17 protein-coding genes and 1 other RNA gene are annotated in these 15,583 nt (G+C 32.1%); 7 read left to right on the top strand and 11 right to left on the bottom strand.

Going from position 1 to position 15,583, the window contains the following annotated elements; genetic code table 11:
* Nucleotides 1-183: 183 nt before the first annotated feature.
* The gene (locus HZF24_RS13480) at nucleotides 184-402 is read right to left on the bottom strand and encodes a hypothetical protein (RefSeq protein ID WP_179238858.1); all 219 of its coding nucleotides are present in this window, start codon (nucleotides 400-402) and stop codon (nucleotides 184-186) included.
* A gap of 60 nt (nucleotides 403-462) precedes the next feature.
* Entirely contained in the window at nucleotides 463-777 is a 315-nt protein-coding gene (locus tag HZF24_RS13475; RefSeq protein ID WP_179238857.1) for a hypothetical protein, read from the bottom strand.
* Between the two features lie 206 nt (nucleotides 778-983).
* Here HZF24_RS13475 and HZF24_RS13470 point away from each other — a divergent pair, with 206 nt between their 5' ends.
* The 3 genes from HZF24_RS13470 (at nucleotide 984) to HZF24_RS13460 (ending at nucleotide 3,685) form a co-directional block, all read left to right on the top strand.
* Nucleotides 984-2,315 carry a GerMN domain-containing protein gene (locus HZF24_RS13470; RefSeq protein WP_179238856.1) on the top strand — a complete coding sequence of 444 codons (1,332 nt, stop codon included), beginning with the start codon at nucleotides 984-986 and terminating at the stop codon, nucleotides 2,313-2,315.
* A gap of 307 nt (nucleotides 2,316-2,622) precedes the next feature.
* Nucleotides 2,623-2,913 (top strand): hypothetical protein, encoded by a 291-nt coding sequence (locus tag HZF24_RS13465; RefSeq protein ID WP_179238855.1) that lies wholly within the window; start codon nucleotides 2,623-2,625, stop codon nucleotides 2,911-2,913.
* 331 nt (nucleotides 2,914-3,244) lie between these two features.
* On the top strand, nucleotides 3,245-3,685 hold the full coding sequence (locus tag HZF24_RS13460) for a hypothetical protein (protein WP_179238854.1): 441 nt from the start codon (nucleotides 3,245-3,247) through the stop codon (nucleotides 3,683-3,685).
* A gap of 113 nt (nucleotides 3,686-3,798) precedes the next feature.
* Here the strand turns inward: HZF24_RS13460 and HZF24_RS13455 are convergent, their stop codons facing one another.
* Both HZF24_RS13455 and HZF24_RS13450 read right to left on the bottom strand, forming a co-directional pair.
* On the bottom strand, nucleotides 3,799-4,050 hold the full coding sequence (locus HZF24_RS13455; protein WP_179238853.1) for a hypothetical protein: 252 nt from the start codon (nucleotides 4,048-4,050) through the stop codon (nucleotides 3,799-3,801).
* 126 nt (nucleotides 4,051-4,176) lie between these two features.
* Nucleotides 4,177-4,887: a LytR/AlgR family response regulator transcription factor gene (locus HZF24_RS13450; RefSeq protein WP_179238852.1), complete on the bottom strand. Its 711-nt coding sequence runs from the start codon at nucleotides 4,885-4,887 to the stop codon at nucleotides 4,177-4,179.
* 576 nt (nucleotides 4,888-5,463) lie between these two features.
* Here HZF24_RS13450 and HZF24_RS13445 point away from each other — a divergent pair.
* Both HZF24_RS13445 and HZF24_RS13440 read left to right on the top strand, forming a co-directional pair.
* Nucleotides 5,464-5,991, top strand: a complete 528-nt coding sequence (locus HZF24_RS13445; RefSeq protein WP_179238851.1) for a sigma-70 family RNA polymerase sigma factor — start codon at nucleotides 5,464-5,466, stop codon at nucleotides 5,989-5,991.
* A 26-nt stretch (nucleotides 5,992-6,017) separates the two neighbouring features.
* The gene (locus HZF24_RS13440; RefSeq protein WP_179238850.1) at nucleotides 6,018-6,242 is read left to right on the top strand and encodes a BhlA/UviB family holin-like peptide; all 225 of its coding nucleotides are present in this window, start codon (nucleotides 6,018-6,020) and stop codon (nucleotides 6,240-6,242) included.
* Nucleotides 6,243-6,355: 113 nt separating this feature from the next.
* Here the strand turns inward: HZF24_RS13440 and HZF24_RS13435 are convergent, their stop codons facing one another.
* The 6 genes from HZF24_RS13435 to HZF24_RS13410 all read right to left on the bottom strand — a co-directional run bounded on the left by HZF24_RS13435 (nucleotide 6,356) and on the right by HZF24_RS13410 (nucleotide 13,068).
* Nucleotides 6,356-6,871, bottom strand: coding sequence for an ECF transporter S component (locus tag HZF24_RS13435; RefSeq protein WP_179238849.1), 516 nt, complete (start codon nucleotides 6,869-6,871; stop codon nucleotides 6,356-6,358).
* 108 nt (nucleotides 6,872-6,979) lie between these two features.
* Nucleotides 6,980-7,078: signal recognition particle sRNA small type (gene ffs, locus HZF24_RS13430), an RNA gene on the bottom strand.
* Nucleotides 7,079-7,134: 56 nt separating this feature from the next.
* Nucleotides 7,135-8,961 carry an ABC transporter ATP-binding protein gene (locus HZF24_RS13425; protein WP_246346149.1) on the bottom strand — a complete coding sequence of 609 codons (1,827 nt, stop codon included), beginning with the start codon at nucleotides 8,959-8,961 and terminating at the stop codon, nucleotides 7,135-7,137.
* Nucleotides 8,962-10,779, bottom strand: a complete 1,818-nt coding sequence (locus tag HZF24_RS13420; RefSeq protein WP_179238848.1) for an ABC transporter ATP-binding protein — start codon at nucleotides 10,777-10,779, stop codon at nucleotides 8,962-8,964. It lies immediately after the preceding gene.
* 244 nt (nucleotides 10,780-11,023) lie between these two features.
* Nucleotides 11,024-12,118: a hypothetical protein gene (locus HZF24_RS13415; RefSeq protein WP_179238847.1), complete on the bottom strand. Its 1,095-nt coding sequence runs from the start codon at nucleotides 12,116-12,118 to the stop codon at nucleotides 11,024-11,026.
* Between the two features lie 203 nt (nucleotides 12,119-12,321).
* Nucleotides 12,322-13,068 carry an IclR family transcriptional regulator gene (locus HZF24_RS13410; RefSeq protein ID WP_179238846.1) on the bottom strand — a complete coding sequence of 249 codons (747 nt, stop codon included), beginning with the start codon at nucleotides 13,066-13,068 and terminating at the stop codon, nucleotides 12,322-12,324.
* A gap of 299 nt (nucleotides 13,069-13,367) precedes the next feature.
* On the opposite strand from HZF24_RS13410, the gene HZF24_RS13405 reads away from it, so the two are divergent.
* Entirely contained in the window at nucleotides 13,368-13,934 is a 567-nt protein-coding gene (locus tag HZF24_RS13405; RefSeq protein WP_179238845.1) for an HD domain-containing protein, read from the top strand.
* A 49-nt stretch (nucleotides 13,935-13,983) separates the two neighbouring features.
* On the opposite strand, the gene HZF24_RS13400 is transcribed toward HZF24_RS13405, so the two are convergent.
* Nucleotides 13,984-15,018 (bottom strand): acyltransferase, encoded by a 1,035-nt coding sequence (locus HZF24_RS13400; protein ID WP_179238844.1) that lies wholly within the window; start codon nucleotides 15,016-15,018, stop codon nucleotides 13,984-13,986.
* A 161-nt stretch (nucleotides 15,019-15,179) separates the two neighbouring features.
* Between HZF24_RS13400 and HZF24_RS13395 the strand changes: the two genes are divergently transcribed.
* On the top strand, nucleotides 15,180-15,554 hold the full coding sequence (locus HZF24_RS13395; RefSeq protein ID WP_179238843.1) for a metal-dependent transcriptional regulator: 375 nt from the start codon (nucleotides 15,180-15,182) through the stop codon (nucleotides 15,552-15,554).
* Nucleotides 15,555-15,583: the final 29 nt, after the last annotated feature.

The following is a 15,583-nucleotide window of genomic DNA, read 5'->3' as shown; positions in this document are numbered from 1 at the left end:
AAGATTGATTTTTCATGTGTCTTTCCTTAATTATTATGAAAACCCGCTAATTTTTAGCGGGTTTGTCAATAACCTGACTTCCTGAGTAATCAGGAAGTTTTTCACTTGCAGTATAAGCGACACATCAAATCGCAAATCTGGGTCATCGTATGCTTATGGAGTACTTAATTCAATTATGTTCAATTAGCAGTCGCGTCCGCCTATTCCACCAAGTCTGTCTCCACAGCTGCAGAATAATACCACTAACAGCAAGAAGAAGAATAATAAGCTGCTGTCGTCACCAAATCCGCCAACTCCTCCTAATAATCCATCGTCTCCGCCGCAGAAGCAGAATAAAACTACCAATAGCAAGAAGAAGAATAATAAGTTATCCCCATTGTCTCCTAATATATTGTTAAACATATAGAACCTCCTAAATTTGATTTTTCTATATATTATTCACTACCCCTTTTAAGTGTTACTTCAATCCTCATCATTTAATGATTTTAAAAAAAATATTATTTGATCCATAAAACTGTTCTTATTATCGGGACTGGAGCAATCATAAGCGTTGCAGCCTATCTTATCAAATTTCTTTGGTGGTTCTTCACATCTATAATTGTCGAATTTATACTTCATAAAATCAATATCTTTTAAAATACTTATGAGATATTGCCTTGTACGCTCATCCATACATTTTTTATCAGATAATTTATTTAAAATATATACTAATTCAATAATATCATAAAATTTTCTGTTTATTTTTGGTATTTCAGGTTCACAGCCTCGTCTGCCCATATTATTCACCCCTAAAACCTATTTTATATATTATATGATAAAATGGTTAAACTGATATTGATGTCCTGAAAGTTATGTCTCTGAGGATTGATTATCTGAACGACAAGGTCTCAGGGGGACTTTTTCAGCAACCTGTATAAAAAACTTTGTTTTTTTATTGAAATGTTATATAATAGATTCATTAAAAATAATAATGAGGTATTGTTATGAAAATATTCAACAATATTATTATACTTAGCTTGATAGGTTTATTTTCTTCCACATATCTATTCAATCTTGCTCCCATTGATTACAGAGGAACAATAGAAATAGAAACTCCGGAAGAAATAAATGATTTAAAATTAATTACTGAAGAATATAATTTATTAAATCCTGAATCAATAACAATACACCACCAATCAGATAATGAAGTGGTTACTAAAAGTGTTTCAAACAGTATTTTTACTGTTGATATATATAAAGAAAACAGCTTAATTAGAAAAGGCGTTGAAAAACTTGAATCAGTATCACCTTCCGTTAATATGTCTATTATAGTGAATAAGAATAATCCCATAGTTACAAGTCTGGATATAAGTCAAGAAAGTTTAGGCTTGGAGGACGGTACTTACAGCTTTGTATTTAATTCCAATCTTATTGCAAATTCGGATAATTCTTCAATTTCGGTAAATGTAACCTATGACACGGCAGGCACATATTATCCGGCTAAAACGCAAGCACCTACGGGTACAAAAGGCTTGACCCTTTATTTTGCGACAGAGAATTCAGATGCTTTAATCCCTGTAACACGTTTTGTTGTTGAGGATAAATCCATTACAAGAATGGCTATAGAGCAGCTTCAAAACGGTCCGTTAAGCAGCAAGATGCGAACTGTTATAAAAGATGTAACAAATACAACATACAATAACGGCAATGTAGTTATAGACATACCAAGCTCATACACGGCCTATAATGAAGGGAGTGCCGGTTCGTCTTTAGCTTATGAATCATTCGTAAAAACAATTTTTGATGTGGACAGATATTGGCCGATACACAGTATAACCTTTACTGTTGACAGAAAAAAAGTAGATACGTATTTTCATGAACGTTCCGGTGAAGCAATAAATTTGTTGCCGAATATTGAAAGAAATTATTTGCTTTACATGGCATATAAAATAGATGGCAGATATTACTTGTTTGATTATCAGATAGATACACAATCATCAGGTATACTTGCAAGTGATACGGTTGAAATTCAGGCACAAAAATTGTTTGATGTATACAAAGATATTAAGCTTTCTTATGGTGTAAGCCCAATACCGAAAAATGTTGTGTTAAACGATGTAACTAAGCAGGGTACCATAATTACACTAAATTTTAATGATAGTTTTTTGAGCGCCTACAAGGATAGGGAAGATTTAAAACAAATGATGATTGAATCTTTAGCTTATACTTTTACGACATTGCCTCACACTGACGGCATAATAATATCTGTAAACGGCGAAGACAAAACCGGAGTTATTTATCCGCCGGAATTTATAAATCCTGAAGCAATAGAATAATGAACCGAATATGATAGGTAAATAATAAAAAAACTAGGTTCAATAAATTTACTTTTTTGGATACGATGAATTATCAAAAATAAAACTGCTGACAACAGATGAATTTTCTTATGGATTAAAAGAAAATAAAGGCGATAATCTTAATGAATTCGAGTTAATAACTGATGTTAAAAATCCACACAGCATAAGCTTCAGATATGGTAAAAGTTCGGACGGAAAAGATTCTGTACGAAAAAATTACACCTATGGATATTTCCGTGATGGTGATGAACTCGTTAGAGTTTTCGAAGGTGATACTATAAAGGGTATGACTGCTGAGAGCATTGGAATTCAATACATCACAACTCAGGATGCTCCCGATGAATTATTCAGAATTACGTGTGAATTTACAGGTGAAACCACATTAACTGGGAAATTAATATCCTATTTCGATGAGGGATATGGCGTCAATATGATATATTTTGTTGCTGACGAGGAAGGAATCAAAAAGCTTCCAATCCATGATGATGATATAAGAAAACAAGGTTCCATACACTTTGATTATGAAAGTGCAAAAGATATAGCAGAACAGAACCATTTGAAGAGAACTGTGAAATAACAATAGATAACTATGTAATTTCCAAATCAGCAGGAACCGAATCATATGATGGGGCTGATTTGATATCAATAATTTTTTTTGAATGATAAATCCGGCAGGAGGCAATTTAATTATCTCCTGTTTTATTTTATATAATCAATGTCTCGTACTCTTTTGATTCCCTTAATTTTTTAATTTAATAGAGTAAATGTATTCATGTTTACAAATGACATATGAAATTTGTCTTTATATATTACAAGACCATATTAACTTGAAAGTTTATTTTTAAAAATCCGGATTGTATTCTTTTAAATTAATATAGTCTAAAAAATTATATAAGGAGGAATACATTATGTCATCTACAGAGACAAGACGACTTGGTAGCACATATCTTTCAATTTCTAAGACTGGAGTATTACAAATGATTACGAACCTTTCAAATTCGGGTCTAAATTCTTGGACAATACTTCTTCTTTCAACAGCGATAGGTGCCCCAGGATTGTTCGTTGCTGGTCCATTGTTTTTTACAGCAGGTACTGCTTTAGGTCTGCTAACTGCAGCACCAACAAGAAAACAAATAGTTGCAAATAAACTTCAGTCAATAGCTAACACCTTAAATAATAACGAATATGTAATTATTGAGTTTGAAGAAGAGTTTGTATTTGCAACAATAAACGATTTAACTAATGGCAATATCTCAAAAAGAGAACTAAGGGATATAAGATCCTGGTCTAGTACTGGAACAACTTTTATATCTAACAACAATCTTGCAGCATATTTAGGTTATCTATAATGAAACAAGTAGCAAAATTATTCAAACTAATGATAAACCCGCTCAGCGGGTTTATCATTAGTTTCTTGACAATAGATAATAAATATAAATCCATACTTTTTAATCATAACACACTAACGTTTGTAACTTAAATAATAAAAAGGAATTGCAACCACCATAGGCATGATAGGATTTATACTATCAATATCAAAGACTTTTCTTAAAATAAAATATATAAAAAGTACAGAAATTGTGTAACTTATGGCTAATGTTAATTTCTTATTAGCTATGGGCTTACCTTTTTTATTCTTAGTATAAAAATATAATATAATAGTGATAATTATCATTACCAAAACAAATGCAAAAACAAAAATTGTATTATCCATTGTTTTAATCATTCCTTTCACCTTACTCAATAAATTATACTATATGATAATCATTTAAACAATTTACTTTATATAAAAAGCAAGATTTTTTATATAAATGACATTTTTCCATATGCTTTTATTTTTTTAAAAACCCATTAGACTTTTTTTATACTTCCTGCCTACAGGAATCTTTGCATCTGTAACAAATAGTCCTATTTCCTTTGTTGACACAGATTTTATTTTTGATTTATTGACTATGAAGCCATTGTGACATCTCAAATACAATTCCATATCAATAATATTCTCAAGTTCCTTAAAAGTCATACGTACTGTTTCATTTTTATGATTTTCCATCTGAATATTGATGTAATTATTCTCTTTTTCAAAATATAGGACATCTCTATCTATAATCTTTATTTCCTTCCCATTTTTCTTAATAACAAAAAAGCTCTTTTCGTTATTATATAGAATATTCTTTTCAATTTTCTCAAATGCTTTTTCAAATACTAACCCAAGAGCCTCTTCACTTATGGGCTTAACTAAATAGTGAAATGCAAATTGTTCAAAAGCTTTGACAGCATAGTCAATAGATGATGTAACATAAATTATTATGGCATTCGGATCAATTTCAAGTATTTTTTTTGAGATATCAATTCCACTTATTCCCGGCATCATTATATCCATAAAAACCAAATCGTATTTTCTTTTCATATACATCTCAACTGATTCTACACCTGACATTGTTTTGTGGAATGTATATGATACTTGCTTATCTTCAAGCACATTTTTAATATGCTCTTCCAAAATATTCAGATGTTCTTCATTATCATCACATAGCAAAAGTCTGTACATCATATTATATCCCCCCTGTTCTTAGGTATAAACTTATTAATTCTTTTACTATTACCCCTTTCTTATTTTAATAGACGTTTTTCAAATGAAAAAGTTCCATGTAGAACACAAAACTATATTATTCTTTAAAATATATCATTTCTAAAATTAATTCAAAATATTTTTTTACATATAATGCAGATGTTATGTATATAAAAAAACATACTGTTTGTCACCCTACTATTGAATTAAACTGTAAAATTTATTAAAATTAATTTAAAGAAAAATAGGAGTTCAGGAGAAAATATACAGGATATGGCTATAATTATAATTAAAAAAATCAAATTACATAATTTACTTCAATTGGCTTTTCAAATTTATTCAATTAAGCCATGACAACACAATATAATTAATAATATATTACAATAAATAAGACGTATTTGCGGCTTAATGCTGAATAGGCATGAAGCTTGAAATGCGTCTTTTTTAGTACTCAAAATTTAATATTTCCCCTTTGTGAAAATTCTTAGGGCAGGTTTACAAATTCCCTTTCTTACTTGTCCTTAATATTCAAGCGGATTTTTACAGGGAGGAGATAATATGAGTTTATTCTCAGTTTTTAAAGCTGCACAAATGGGGAATGAGGATGCTGTATTGGTACTTTACAATATGTTTTTACCTAAAATAAAAAAGTGTGGCAGAAGCTTGCACTACGAAACTTCAGTTACTGATATTACAATAAAATTTTTAGAATTCATAAAAAATACTGACATAGACAGAATGTCTTCCAAAAATGACGGAGCAATTGTAAATTATATTGATAAATTTTTTACAAACACATGCATAAATTTATCTAAAGCACAAAAAGACTCACCTCAAATTATTTATTTGGATGATGAAAATACTTTTATAAATGATATTCCTTATTATGATGATGAATTAAGCAACCTCGAATATGATTACTTTCAATATTTAACCAATCTTCAAAAAAAGATAATAATATTAAAGTACATATACGGATTTTCAGACCAGGAAATAGCAATAAGTCTGGGTATTTCAAGACAAGCTGTCAATAGAGCAAAAAATAGAGGAATAAGCATTATAAAGGAAATATGTGAAAAATCATAAATTTCATATAAAGACAGGAGGATATGATGGAAGAAAAAATAATTGAAATAGCTGCAACTCAAGGAATATGGACACTGCTATGTGTAGTTTTGATTTTTTACATAATAAAAACTCAAGAAAAAAGAGACCTAAGACAAGAAGAAAGAGAAAAGAATTACCAAAATATCATTTCGGCATTAACCGACAAGCTAAATGTTGTTGAAGATATAAAAAATGATGTTGAACAAATAAAGGATTATTTAAATAAGTAAGTTTATTATAAAACTTCCAAAATAACAAAGTTATTTTGGAAGAAGATAATTAATTATTTAATTATCTTCTCAGATTATTGACAAACCCGCTAATTTTGACCCAGTTTTTTATATTAACATTCTAACATATTTTTTCCTATAGGTGTATGCTTAAATACTCCCGTAAACGCAACCGCTACTATTATACCCGCTACTGATTGTATAGTGTTGCCCGGTATTTCGACTAATGTTGAAATAAAATTACCAACCATTAACGAACCTACTACATAATAAGCAAATATCTGCCATAAGCTCCCCACTGCAGAGCCTATAATTCTTTTATGCTTGATATCCGGTAACTTCTCTATAATTGTACCCATTATATATCCCATGACAAATTTTATTATAAATGTTGGTAACGCATAAAAGCTGTATCCACCGATAAAGTCGGCTAAGGACGCCCCGATTGCACCGGCCCATGCACCATTTTTCTTACCTAAAAGTGTTACGGCAATAAATATAAAACCGTCACCTAAGTGTGTATATCCATTTGTAACAACGGATGGGACCTTAATTATAAAAGTTGCAACGCATATTAAAGCAGCAAACAAAGATGTATAAACCATATCTTTAATTACTTTATCATTCATATTTATTACCTCCGCATATATATCTTATAATTATATTATATCCACATCTGTACCCTTTAAAAGATACAGTTTGATATTTTATGCAGATGACAGATAGAATAATAAAAAAATAACTCGGCACCCTCACGTCACACGAAATGATCCACTTATTGCTGCTTCCTTCCGGACCTGACACGTTCGCAGGATTTCGTTGCGCGAGACCGAGTTATTTAAAATCATAACATATACAAATTTTTATGTCAATGTTAAAAATTTGTAATCAATTATTTTAAAACCTCAAAGGTTTGTTCCTCTTCGAACTGTTTAGTATAAAGAGTATAATAATATCCCTTTGCTTTAATTAGATTCTCATGAGTACCTTGCTCAACTATTTTTCCGTCCTTAACAACCAAGATTATGTCTGCTTTTTTAATTGTTGATAATCTATGAGCAATTATAAAAGAGGTTCTTCCCTTTAATAAATACGATATTCCTTTTTGTATTAAGCTTTCAAGCTCCGTGTCAATTGAAGATGTTGCTTCATCCAATACAAATATTTTAGGGTCGGCCAGAATGGCTCTTGCTATGGATATAAGCTGCTTTTCTCCTGTTGAAAGCTTATCCCCGCCTTCTCCGACCTGACTTTCATATCCATCCTCAAGCTTTTGTGCTATTTTATCAACAGAAACTATTTCCGCAGCTTTCACTACCTGCTCGTCTGTTGCATCAAGATTACCATACTGTATGTTTTCCTTAATCGTTCCGGAAAACAAATGAGGGTTCTGTAAAACATATCCGATGTTTGAATGCAGCCATAGCTGAGACCTTTCCTTATAGTTTACTCCATCAATTAGTATTTCACCCTCTGTGGGTTCAAAAAATCTACATACAAGATTAACCAAGGTGCTTTTTCCAGCTCCTGTTTCTCCCACTATTGCTACATTGGTTCCCGGCTTGATATGCAGGTTGAAGTTTTTTAGAACCTCTTCATCACCGTCAGGATATTTAAAAGTAACATTTTTAAACTCTATCTCACCCTTTATATGCTCCCAGTTTTCCTTCTTAGGATTTATGTTATCTCCATACTTTTCAACAACTTCCTGACTATCATTTATTAATGGCTCCATATCGAGAAGCTCTGTTACCCTCTCTATGTTTGCCTGCAGAGAAACAATCTCGGAATAGATTCTTGCCAGGTTTTGTATAGGTTCAAAAATGTTTATTGCATATGATAAAAATGCCGATAAAGTACCTATTTGTATAACTTGATTCATTGTGAGCTGTCCGCCTCTTGCTAAAACGATGGAAGATGTTACCGAACCGAAGAAAACAATTATCGGAATGTATATGGCGTTTAATTTGGCCATTCTGACAGCCGTTGATTCCATTTCAAAGCTTACAGATTTAAATTCATCCAGATTTTTATGTTCAATAACCAGAGTTTTTGAAGTTCTTGCACCGGTTATTCCTTCATTGAAATTGCCTGTCATTTTGGAATTAACCTTCCTTAATCTCCTGCCGGAAACAAGAAGCTTCTTCTGAAAATAAGCCGTAACTATCGCCATAAACGGAACAACCGACATAACCACCATTGCAAGCTTGAAATTTAATGACATCATTGCAGCAAATGCACCTATTACATATGCAAATGACCAAAATACATCAACTAATCCCCATGCAATCATTGTTCCGATTTTATTTGTATCACTCATGGTCCTTGCCAATATATAGCCGACAGGTGTTTGATTGTAATAAGAAAGAGATAATTTTTGCAAATGTTCAAATATCTCCTCACGTAAATCCTTTCCGATATACATTTCTATTACGATAGCAATACGGGCAAAGATATTGACTGAAAGCGTCATTAACAATAATGCTAATGAGTATATTAATATAAACTTACTTAATCCATCCGTCGTCTTAGGTATAATAAATGTATCAACCGCATATTTCTGAAATAACGGCAACGATAAATCCATTACTGCAGTAATAAGCATAAATACAACTAAGACAATCATTTTGTTTTTATAAGGCTTGAAAAATCTGCCTAACTTAAGCCAGGGCTTAATGTCAAGCGATTTATAGGTGTTATCATCTTCATAGTAATTCAATTAAATCACCGTCCCGTCAACATCGGCAATATTCATCTGAACATCATAAATATTTTTATAAATGCCGTCTCTTCTTAATAATTCTTCATGAGTCCCAATATCAGCCGCTTTGCCTCTATCCAGCACTAAAATCATATCTGCCTGCATAAGAGTTGTAATGCGGTGTGAAATCAGAATTACGGTAGAACTTTTCTTTCCGTTTTTTAATGCGGCACGAATTTTAGCATCAGTTTCTGAATCAACAGCCGACAGTGAATCATCAAAAACCATTATAGGTGTGTTTTGCAATAGCATCCTTGCAATTGCAACACGCTGCTTCTGTCCTCCCGATAATGTTACTCCTCTTTCACCAACAATTGTATCGTAGCCGTTTGAAAAATTTTCTATTGCATCATCAACGTGAGCAATCGATGATACCTCTTTTATTTGTTTTATATCTGCATCGGAATCTACAATACCTATATTTTCCTTAATAGTTTTCGAAAATAAAAATGGTTCCTGTAACACCATACCTATATTTTTTCTTAAGCTTTCCCTTTTTATTTTTCTTATATCCACACCACCAATAGTTATGGTGCCGCAGCCGTCCGGCAAATCGTAAAGACGATTTAATAAATGCATCAACGTAGATTTCCCCGAGCCTGTACCTCCCAATATAGCAAAGGTACTTCCCGCTTCAATTTTAAAGCTCAAATCATCAAGTATCGGTGTATTGCCTTCATACCTAAATGTTACATTTTTAAACTCTATATCCTTGTTCATATCCGGCGTTAAAGAATCAGAATCATCCGTTTCTTCCTGCTCTCTGAATATTTCACATATTCTTTCCAATGAAACCTTTGTCTTGCTTAATTCACCGAGAATTCTTCCAAAACTTCTCAGAGGCCATGCTATCATGGCAGTATAAGAAGCAAAAGCCATAAATTCTCCCAATGTTATCGCACCGTCAACAGCAAAAATTGAACCCGCAATAACTATAGTCATAACCAGACTTCCCGTTACAAAATCTCCTATGCCCCAATAATATCCCAATTGGTAACCGAGCTTAACCCAAAGCTCAGAAAATTTATTGTTTTTTTCTGAAAATTTATCAATTTCATATTTTTCTCTTCCAAAAGCTCTGACCACTCTGACACCTGTCAGATTTTCCTGTGTAACAGTAAAAAGCTCACCCTCCGCTTCATCCGCAGTTAAAAACTTCTTAGACAATATACCGTAAAATATAGACGAATATAAAACTACAACCGGTATAAAAATTAAAACTATCAATGTCAGTTTAACATTCATAGAAAACATCAAAATCAATGATATGATAACAAGCATAATTGTTCTGAACATTTCCGACAGCTGAGTGCTTATAAAATTTCTTACAACATCAACATCTGAAGTGGATCTTTGTATAATATCTCCCGTTTGATTCTTAACGTGCCAACTGTATGGTAATTTTTGAATATGATTATACAAATTATTTCTTATATTTTTGATTATTCCTTCCGTCCCTTTAGCGATGATATATCTTCCGATAAAATCACTGAACGAAGTAATTACTGCTAAAATTAAAATAATTGCGGCACTTATCCATAAATTTTGTCTGATACCTTCTCTGCCGCCAACCAACTCAATAAAATACATAATTGTTTGATTGAAGGAAAAAGGAACATTGTCTATTACGGAATCAACAGTAAACCTTATAATTTGCGGCATAGCAAAGCTTGCAGCCACCTTAATAATAGTTGCAACAGCAGAAATTACAATTAAATATTGATAGCCCTTTGAAAAAGGGATAATTATCTTTAAATCCGAAATATCTTTTTTCATTTATTTCCTCTTAATTACTAAGTATATGCGAGCTAGCATTACAAAAACTTATTGTTTAATAACAACCTATATGACTACATATGCATTTTATTATACAAATGAGTAAGAGTCAATAAGCATATGACCCAAATTTTTAAGCAGACAGCCAAAATCTCTGATTTTGTGTCGGTCTCTTATGCTGCAAGAACAAAAAAAGCCCCGATATCCATCGGAGCTTTTTCAACAGACTGTTATTTAAAATGATTTATTTTGCTGTATTTAAAGCTTCTTCTAATATTAATTTGAAATCATCTATTCCAAATGTAACTGAAGATACTATATCAGCTTCTGTGTTATGTCCTGTTTCATCAGTTTCGAAAGCTTTAACTTCTTCTACTGTTTTTCCAACTGTATATTCAGCAAAAGCAGCTGCTTGTTCATACCACTCTTTACCTATCGGAGATGCTTTTTTCATTCCGTAATCATCGCCTAATTCATTCTTTGTTAATGCAGGAGCTTCTAAATCAGAAGTAATTTTTCCTTCAGCATCAAAGTTTACATTAGCTTGAGAAGCATTTAATATACTGCTTGTGATTTTTCCTTCAGAATCAAAAGTTGTAGCTGTGTATGTTGAGTAAGCTTGAGCTAAACCATCAGCATCTGCAGTTGCATCCTTAGATTTATCTATTGTAGTAACAACACCTAACCCTAATTTGTCTTCTGCGTTAGCTCCTAAATCCTGAGCGTCAGCCACAGCTTTTTCAAAAGCATCTTTGTAACCGTCAATTTTCATAGTAACTGAAGCTACTAAATCAGCATCTGTTGGTACGCCTGTATCATCAGTTGGGATAGCTTTGATTTCATCAACAGTTTTTCCAACTACATAATCAGCAAGTGTGTTTGCCTGTTCGTACCATTCTTTACCTATTGTAGAAGCTTTGCTCATTCCATACTCTTCTTTAAGCTCTTGTTTAGACTTATAAGAAGTTGTTAAGTCAGAAGTAACTTTACCTTCTGCATTGAACTTAATAGCAGTTTGAGCTGTATCGATCACTGCTTTAACTACTTTACCGTCATTATCAACAGTAACTGCAACTATAACTGAATCAGACTGAGCTGTTCCTTCTGCATCTGCTGTAGCATCTTTAGATTTTCCTAATGATGTGATTACTGCTAAACCGGTTTTAACCGCGCCTTCTGCAGCTGGTTCTTCATCATTTGGTTCTTCACTTGGTTCTTCATTTGGTTCTTCTTCTGATGGCGCCGGTGCTGGAGCTGGTGCCGGTTGTTCTTTAGCACATCCAACAAAAGCAAATAATGCAATTGATAGAACCAATATTAACGCTAATAATTTTTTCATTTTCTTGTCTTCCTCCATGGGATTTAAATATATTTATTTATATAAACAGCTTTCCGCTGGTTATAACGTCAGTAACAAGATACGATATTAACAAAACGTTATGTATCTGTCAACATTATTTTGTAATTTTCCATATTTTTACAATTGTTCAGCAATACTGAACGCTGTTCTGATATTGCTCATTTTTTAAAGGATATACTATGCTATCCTTTGTAACCTATACTATACGATATATTATTAGCAGCTTCCTTTACAATTATTACACTTTCTTCAATTTTTTCGTCTGTCATCCTAACTGTGGGTGCTGTAACACTTAAGCTATATCTGACTATTCCCCTGTAATCAAAGATTGGTGCTGCTACACATATTATTCCTTTCATGACTTCTTCATAATCTATGTCAAAACCTTGTTCTTTTATAATTGTTAATTTTTTAATTATCCTATGCTTGTCTAATTCACTCATATCTAAAGGTAAATACTTGTCAACTACATCCTCACTCAAATAGCTTAATATTACTTTACCGTCAGCAGTAGCATGAACAGGATATCTGATGCCTATTTTAGTCGATGTCTTGATTGACCTATTGCATTCTTTCTTTTCAATATAAACTATTTCACTTTCATCGAGCATAGCTATATGAACAGTTTCTTCAATTTTGTCACAAATACTGTCTATTAAAGGATATGCAACGTTTCTGACATTCATAGAATTTACGACCATGTCCCCATACTCTATAAACCGTGTGCCTAATCTATATTTTTGAGTCGATTCATCCTGGCTTATAAATCCGTGATACTTCAGAGTGTTGAGTATTCCATGTACTGTACTTTTGTTTAAATCAACCATATTTGCTATTTCGGAAAGCTTCAATTCACGTTTGCTTTTTGAAAAGCATTCAATTATGGCTACTGATCTGTCAATAGATTGAACTCTACCTAAGTTTTTCATCCCTAACCCTTCCATGAGATATTATCATATTGTTTGTAAAAAATCAATCAGAATTGTAAAATTTCATAAAGAAAATTTTTACAATAAGCGTTTTTTACCTATTTGTTCTATGATATCAATATATTGTAAAAATATTTGCGAGTCTGCTACGCATAAAAATACATGTATAAGTTTTTATCAACTGATATAATTTTAACATTCTGATAAATGCTTGTCAATTTAATAATTATTAAAGATATAGACATACTTTACCAAATAGGTTAAAATATATAATAGCACACATAAAGGAAGGGATTTAAATGAATATTACTAAAGAAGAAGCATGGTCTTTGTTAAAGGAATATAACAAAGAAGAATTCCATTTAAAACATGCGGACACTGTCAGTTTTGTAATGGAATATTTCGCCAAACAGTTGGGTTATGAGGATGAAGCGGAATTCTGGAGTATAGTAGGACTGTTACACGATTTGGACTTTGAGTTGTATCCCGAAGAGCATTGTGTAAAGGTTCAGGAAATACTTAAAGAAAAAGGTATTGACGAAAGAATAATCAACGCTGTTGCAAGCCATGGATATGGCATGACAGGAGCAACTCAAAAGCCTGAGCACGAAATGGAAAAAGTCTTGTTTGCCACTGATGAATTAACCGGACTAATCGGTGCGGTTGCCTTAATGAGGCCATCAAAAAGTGTTTCAGATCTGGAAGTTAAATCACTTAAGAAAAAATTCAAAACGCCAAGCTTTGCTGCCGGATGTTCAAGAGAAGCAATTCAGAAGGGTGCTGATATGCTTGGATGGGAATTAGATGATTTATTCCAAAGAACAATCCTTGCTATGAGAGAATACGAAAATTCAACAAAAAATTAAGCAGACGACCCAAATCTTTGAAATCATCCTGATAATTCAGGATGATTTTTTAATTCTCAGAAGCAACTGCAGCTGTTGCTTTTCTCTTTTTCTTTAAATAGTTTTTAGCTGCCGTGAAACCCAGACAGCATATAACCGTTGTAGGTATTACTGCCACAGAGTAAATAATTAATCTTTTTGTTATAGATAAAATTCCATTCATATCAGTATATCGAATTGCCAGTGTTAACACCAACGGATGCATGAGATAAATATAATATGAGCTTTGTCCAAACAGCTTAATAAAACTATAATATTTTTTAAAAGCATCCTTCATTATAAGACCTGCTATATAAACGAAAAATATTGATGTCAAAGAAAATATAAACCATACGTATATATAAATAGCCATATTCAGATAAGAAACTACCGTATAAGTTAAACCAATCACAGCATATCCAATAATAAACAGCCACTTATTCTTCATTAAAAAGGATGTGAATTTATCATACTCCAATGTTAAATATATGCCCAGCATGTAGAAGAATATATATTTTAAAAACAACCTGTCTGAATCTTTAAATCTGATATACTCGGCACATAAAGCAGTAAATATTGCCGCTATTATTAATATTGCTACTTTTTTGTCAGAGTTTTTTAATAATTTATAAAATATAGGTCCAAAAATATACATTTGTGTAATTATTATAACAAAATATAAATGATAAGACATTTTTCCAAGCAAAACACTTTTTATAAATTCATTGATATTAAAGCCATAATACCCAAGCTTAATATAAGCAGCGTAATAAATAACGCACCATACTATATATGCAACCAATACATTTAAGAGGCGTTTTTTAATAAACTCAAAATATTTAAAATCTCTGTTTCTATAGCTATAGAAGCTTGTCACACCGCTGAGAAAAATAAAAATAGGAGTTGTAAATTTAAAACTTCTATTTACGATTAAGGTTACTATGTGGGGGAAGCTTCCGTGTATGTAGCCTTCCACACCCGTAGCGGTTATATGAACTATCATTACAGCAAAACATGCTATGAATCTCATATAATCTAATTCATAAAGTTTTTCTTTTGTATTCATAATTTCGCTCCCATATTAATTTTTACTTTGAATAGTGTACCATGGAGGGGCATTTTTTGCAAATGTAAATATTTCTTAAATCTTTTATGAAATTTGCATTTTTAGCGTATATATGATAAGATATGGTTAGCTATAATTAACTCATACGAGGAGATGATGATTTGAAGATTCAGGAATCGGCTGAAATGTACCTTGAAACCATCTTGATTTTATCCAAGAAAAATCATCAGGTGCGTTCCATCGATATTGCAAATGAACTTAACTATGCAAAACCAAGTGTCAGCGTTGCCATGAAGAACCTTCGTGAAAATGGTTATATTGAAATGGACAGCGATTTGTATATTACTTTAACTGAAAAAGGAAGAGCAATTGCTGAAGAAATGTATGAAAGACATACTTTACTTTCCGAATGGCTGATATTTTTAGGTGTCGATAAAAAAGTTGCAACGGAAGATGCATGCAGAATCGAGCATGTACTAAGTGCAGAAAGCTTTGAAGCCATTAAAAAGCATGTTCATGGTCATATCTCAAATTAAAGAACATACAAAATAACAGAACCAACCGC

It is taken from the genome of Sedimentibacter hydroxybenzoicus DSM 7310 (assembly GCF_013403245.1).
GTDB classification, from domain to species: domain Bacteria; phylum Bacillota; class Clostridia; order Tissierellales; family Sedimentibacteraceae; genus Sedimentibacter; species Sedimentibacter hydroxybenzoicus.
This window is presented reverse-complemented; position numbering and strand designations above follow the sequence as displayed.

Bases quoted from the DNA above. Each gene is read 5' to 3' on its own strand.
- HZF24_RS13480 (WP_179238858.1), bottom strand. From the start codon at position 402: ATGTTTAACAATATATTAGGAGACAATGGGGATAACTTATTATTCTTC.
- HZF24_RS13475 (WP_179238857.1), bottom strand. From the start codon at position 777: ATGGGCAGACGAGGCTGTGAACCTGAAATACCAAAAATAAACAGAAAA.
- HZF24_RS13470 (WP_179238856.1), top strand. From the start codon at position 984: ATGAAAATATTCAACAATATTATTATACTTAGCTTGATAGGTTTATTT.
- HZF24_RS13465 (WP_179238855.1), top strand. From the start codon at position 2,623: ATGACTGCTGAGAGCATTGGAATTCAATACATCACAACTCAGGATGCT.
- HZF24_RS13460 (WP_179238854.1), top strand. From the start codon at position 3,245: ATGTCATCTACAGAGACAAGACGACTTGGTAGCACATATCTTTCAATT.
- HZF24_RS13455 (WP_179238853.1), bottom strand. From the start codon at position 4,050: ATGGATAATACAATTTTTGTTTTTGCATTTGTTTTGGTAATGATAATT.
- HZF24_RS13450 (WP_179238852.1), bottom strand. From the start codon at position 4,887: ATGATGTACAGACTTTTGCTATGTGATGATAATGAAGAACATCTGAAT.
- HZF24_RS13445 (WP_179238851.1), top strand. From the start codon at position 5,464: ATGAGTTTATTCTCAGTTTTTAAAGCTGCACAAATGGGGAATGAGGAT.
- HZF24_RS13440 (WP_179238850.1), top strand. From the start codon at position 6,018: ATGGAAGAAAAAATAATTGAAATAGCTGCAACTCAAGGAATATGGACA.
- HZF24_RS13435 (WP_179238849.1), bottom strand. From the start codon at position 6,871: ATGAATGATAAAGTAATTAAAGATATGGTTTATACATCTTTGTTTGCT.
- HZF24_RS13420 (WP_179238848.1), bottom strand. From the start codon at position 10,779: ATGAAAAAAGATATTTCGGATTTAAAGATAATTATCCCTTTTTCAAAG.
- HZF24_RS13415 (WP_179238847.1), bottom strand. From the start codon at position 12,118: ATGAAAAAATTATTAGCGTTAATATTGGTTCTATCAATTGCATTATTT.
- HZF24_RS13410 (WP_179238846.1), bottom strand. From the start codon at position 13,068: ATGAAAAACTTAGGTAGAGTTCAATCTATTGACAGATCAGTAGCCATA.
- HZF24_RS13405 (WP_179238845.1), top strand. From the start codon at position 13,368: ATGAATATTACTAAAGAAGAAGCATGGTCTTTGTTAAAGGAATATAAC.
- HZF24_RS13400 (WP_179238844.1), bottom strand. From the start codon at position 15,018: ATGAATACAAAAGAAAAACTTTATGAATTAGATTATATGAGATTCATA.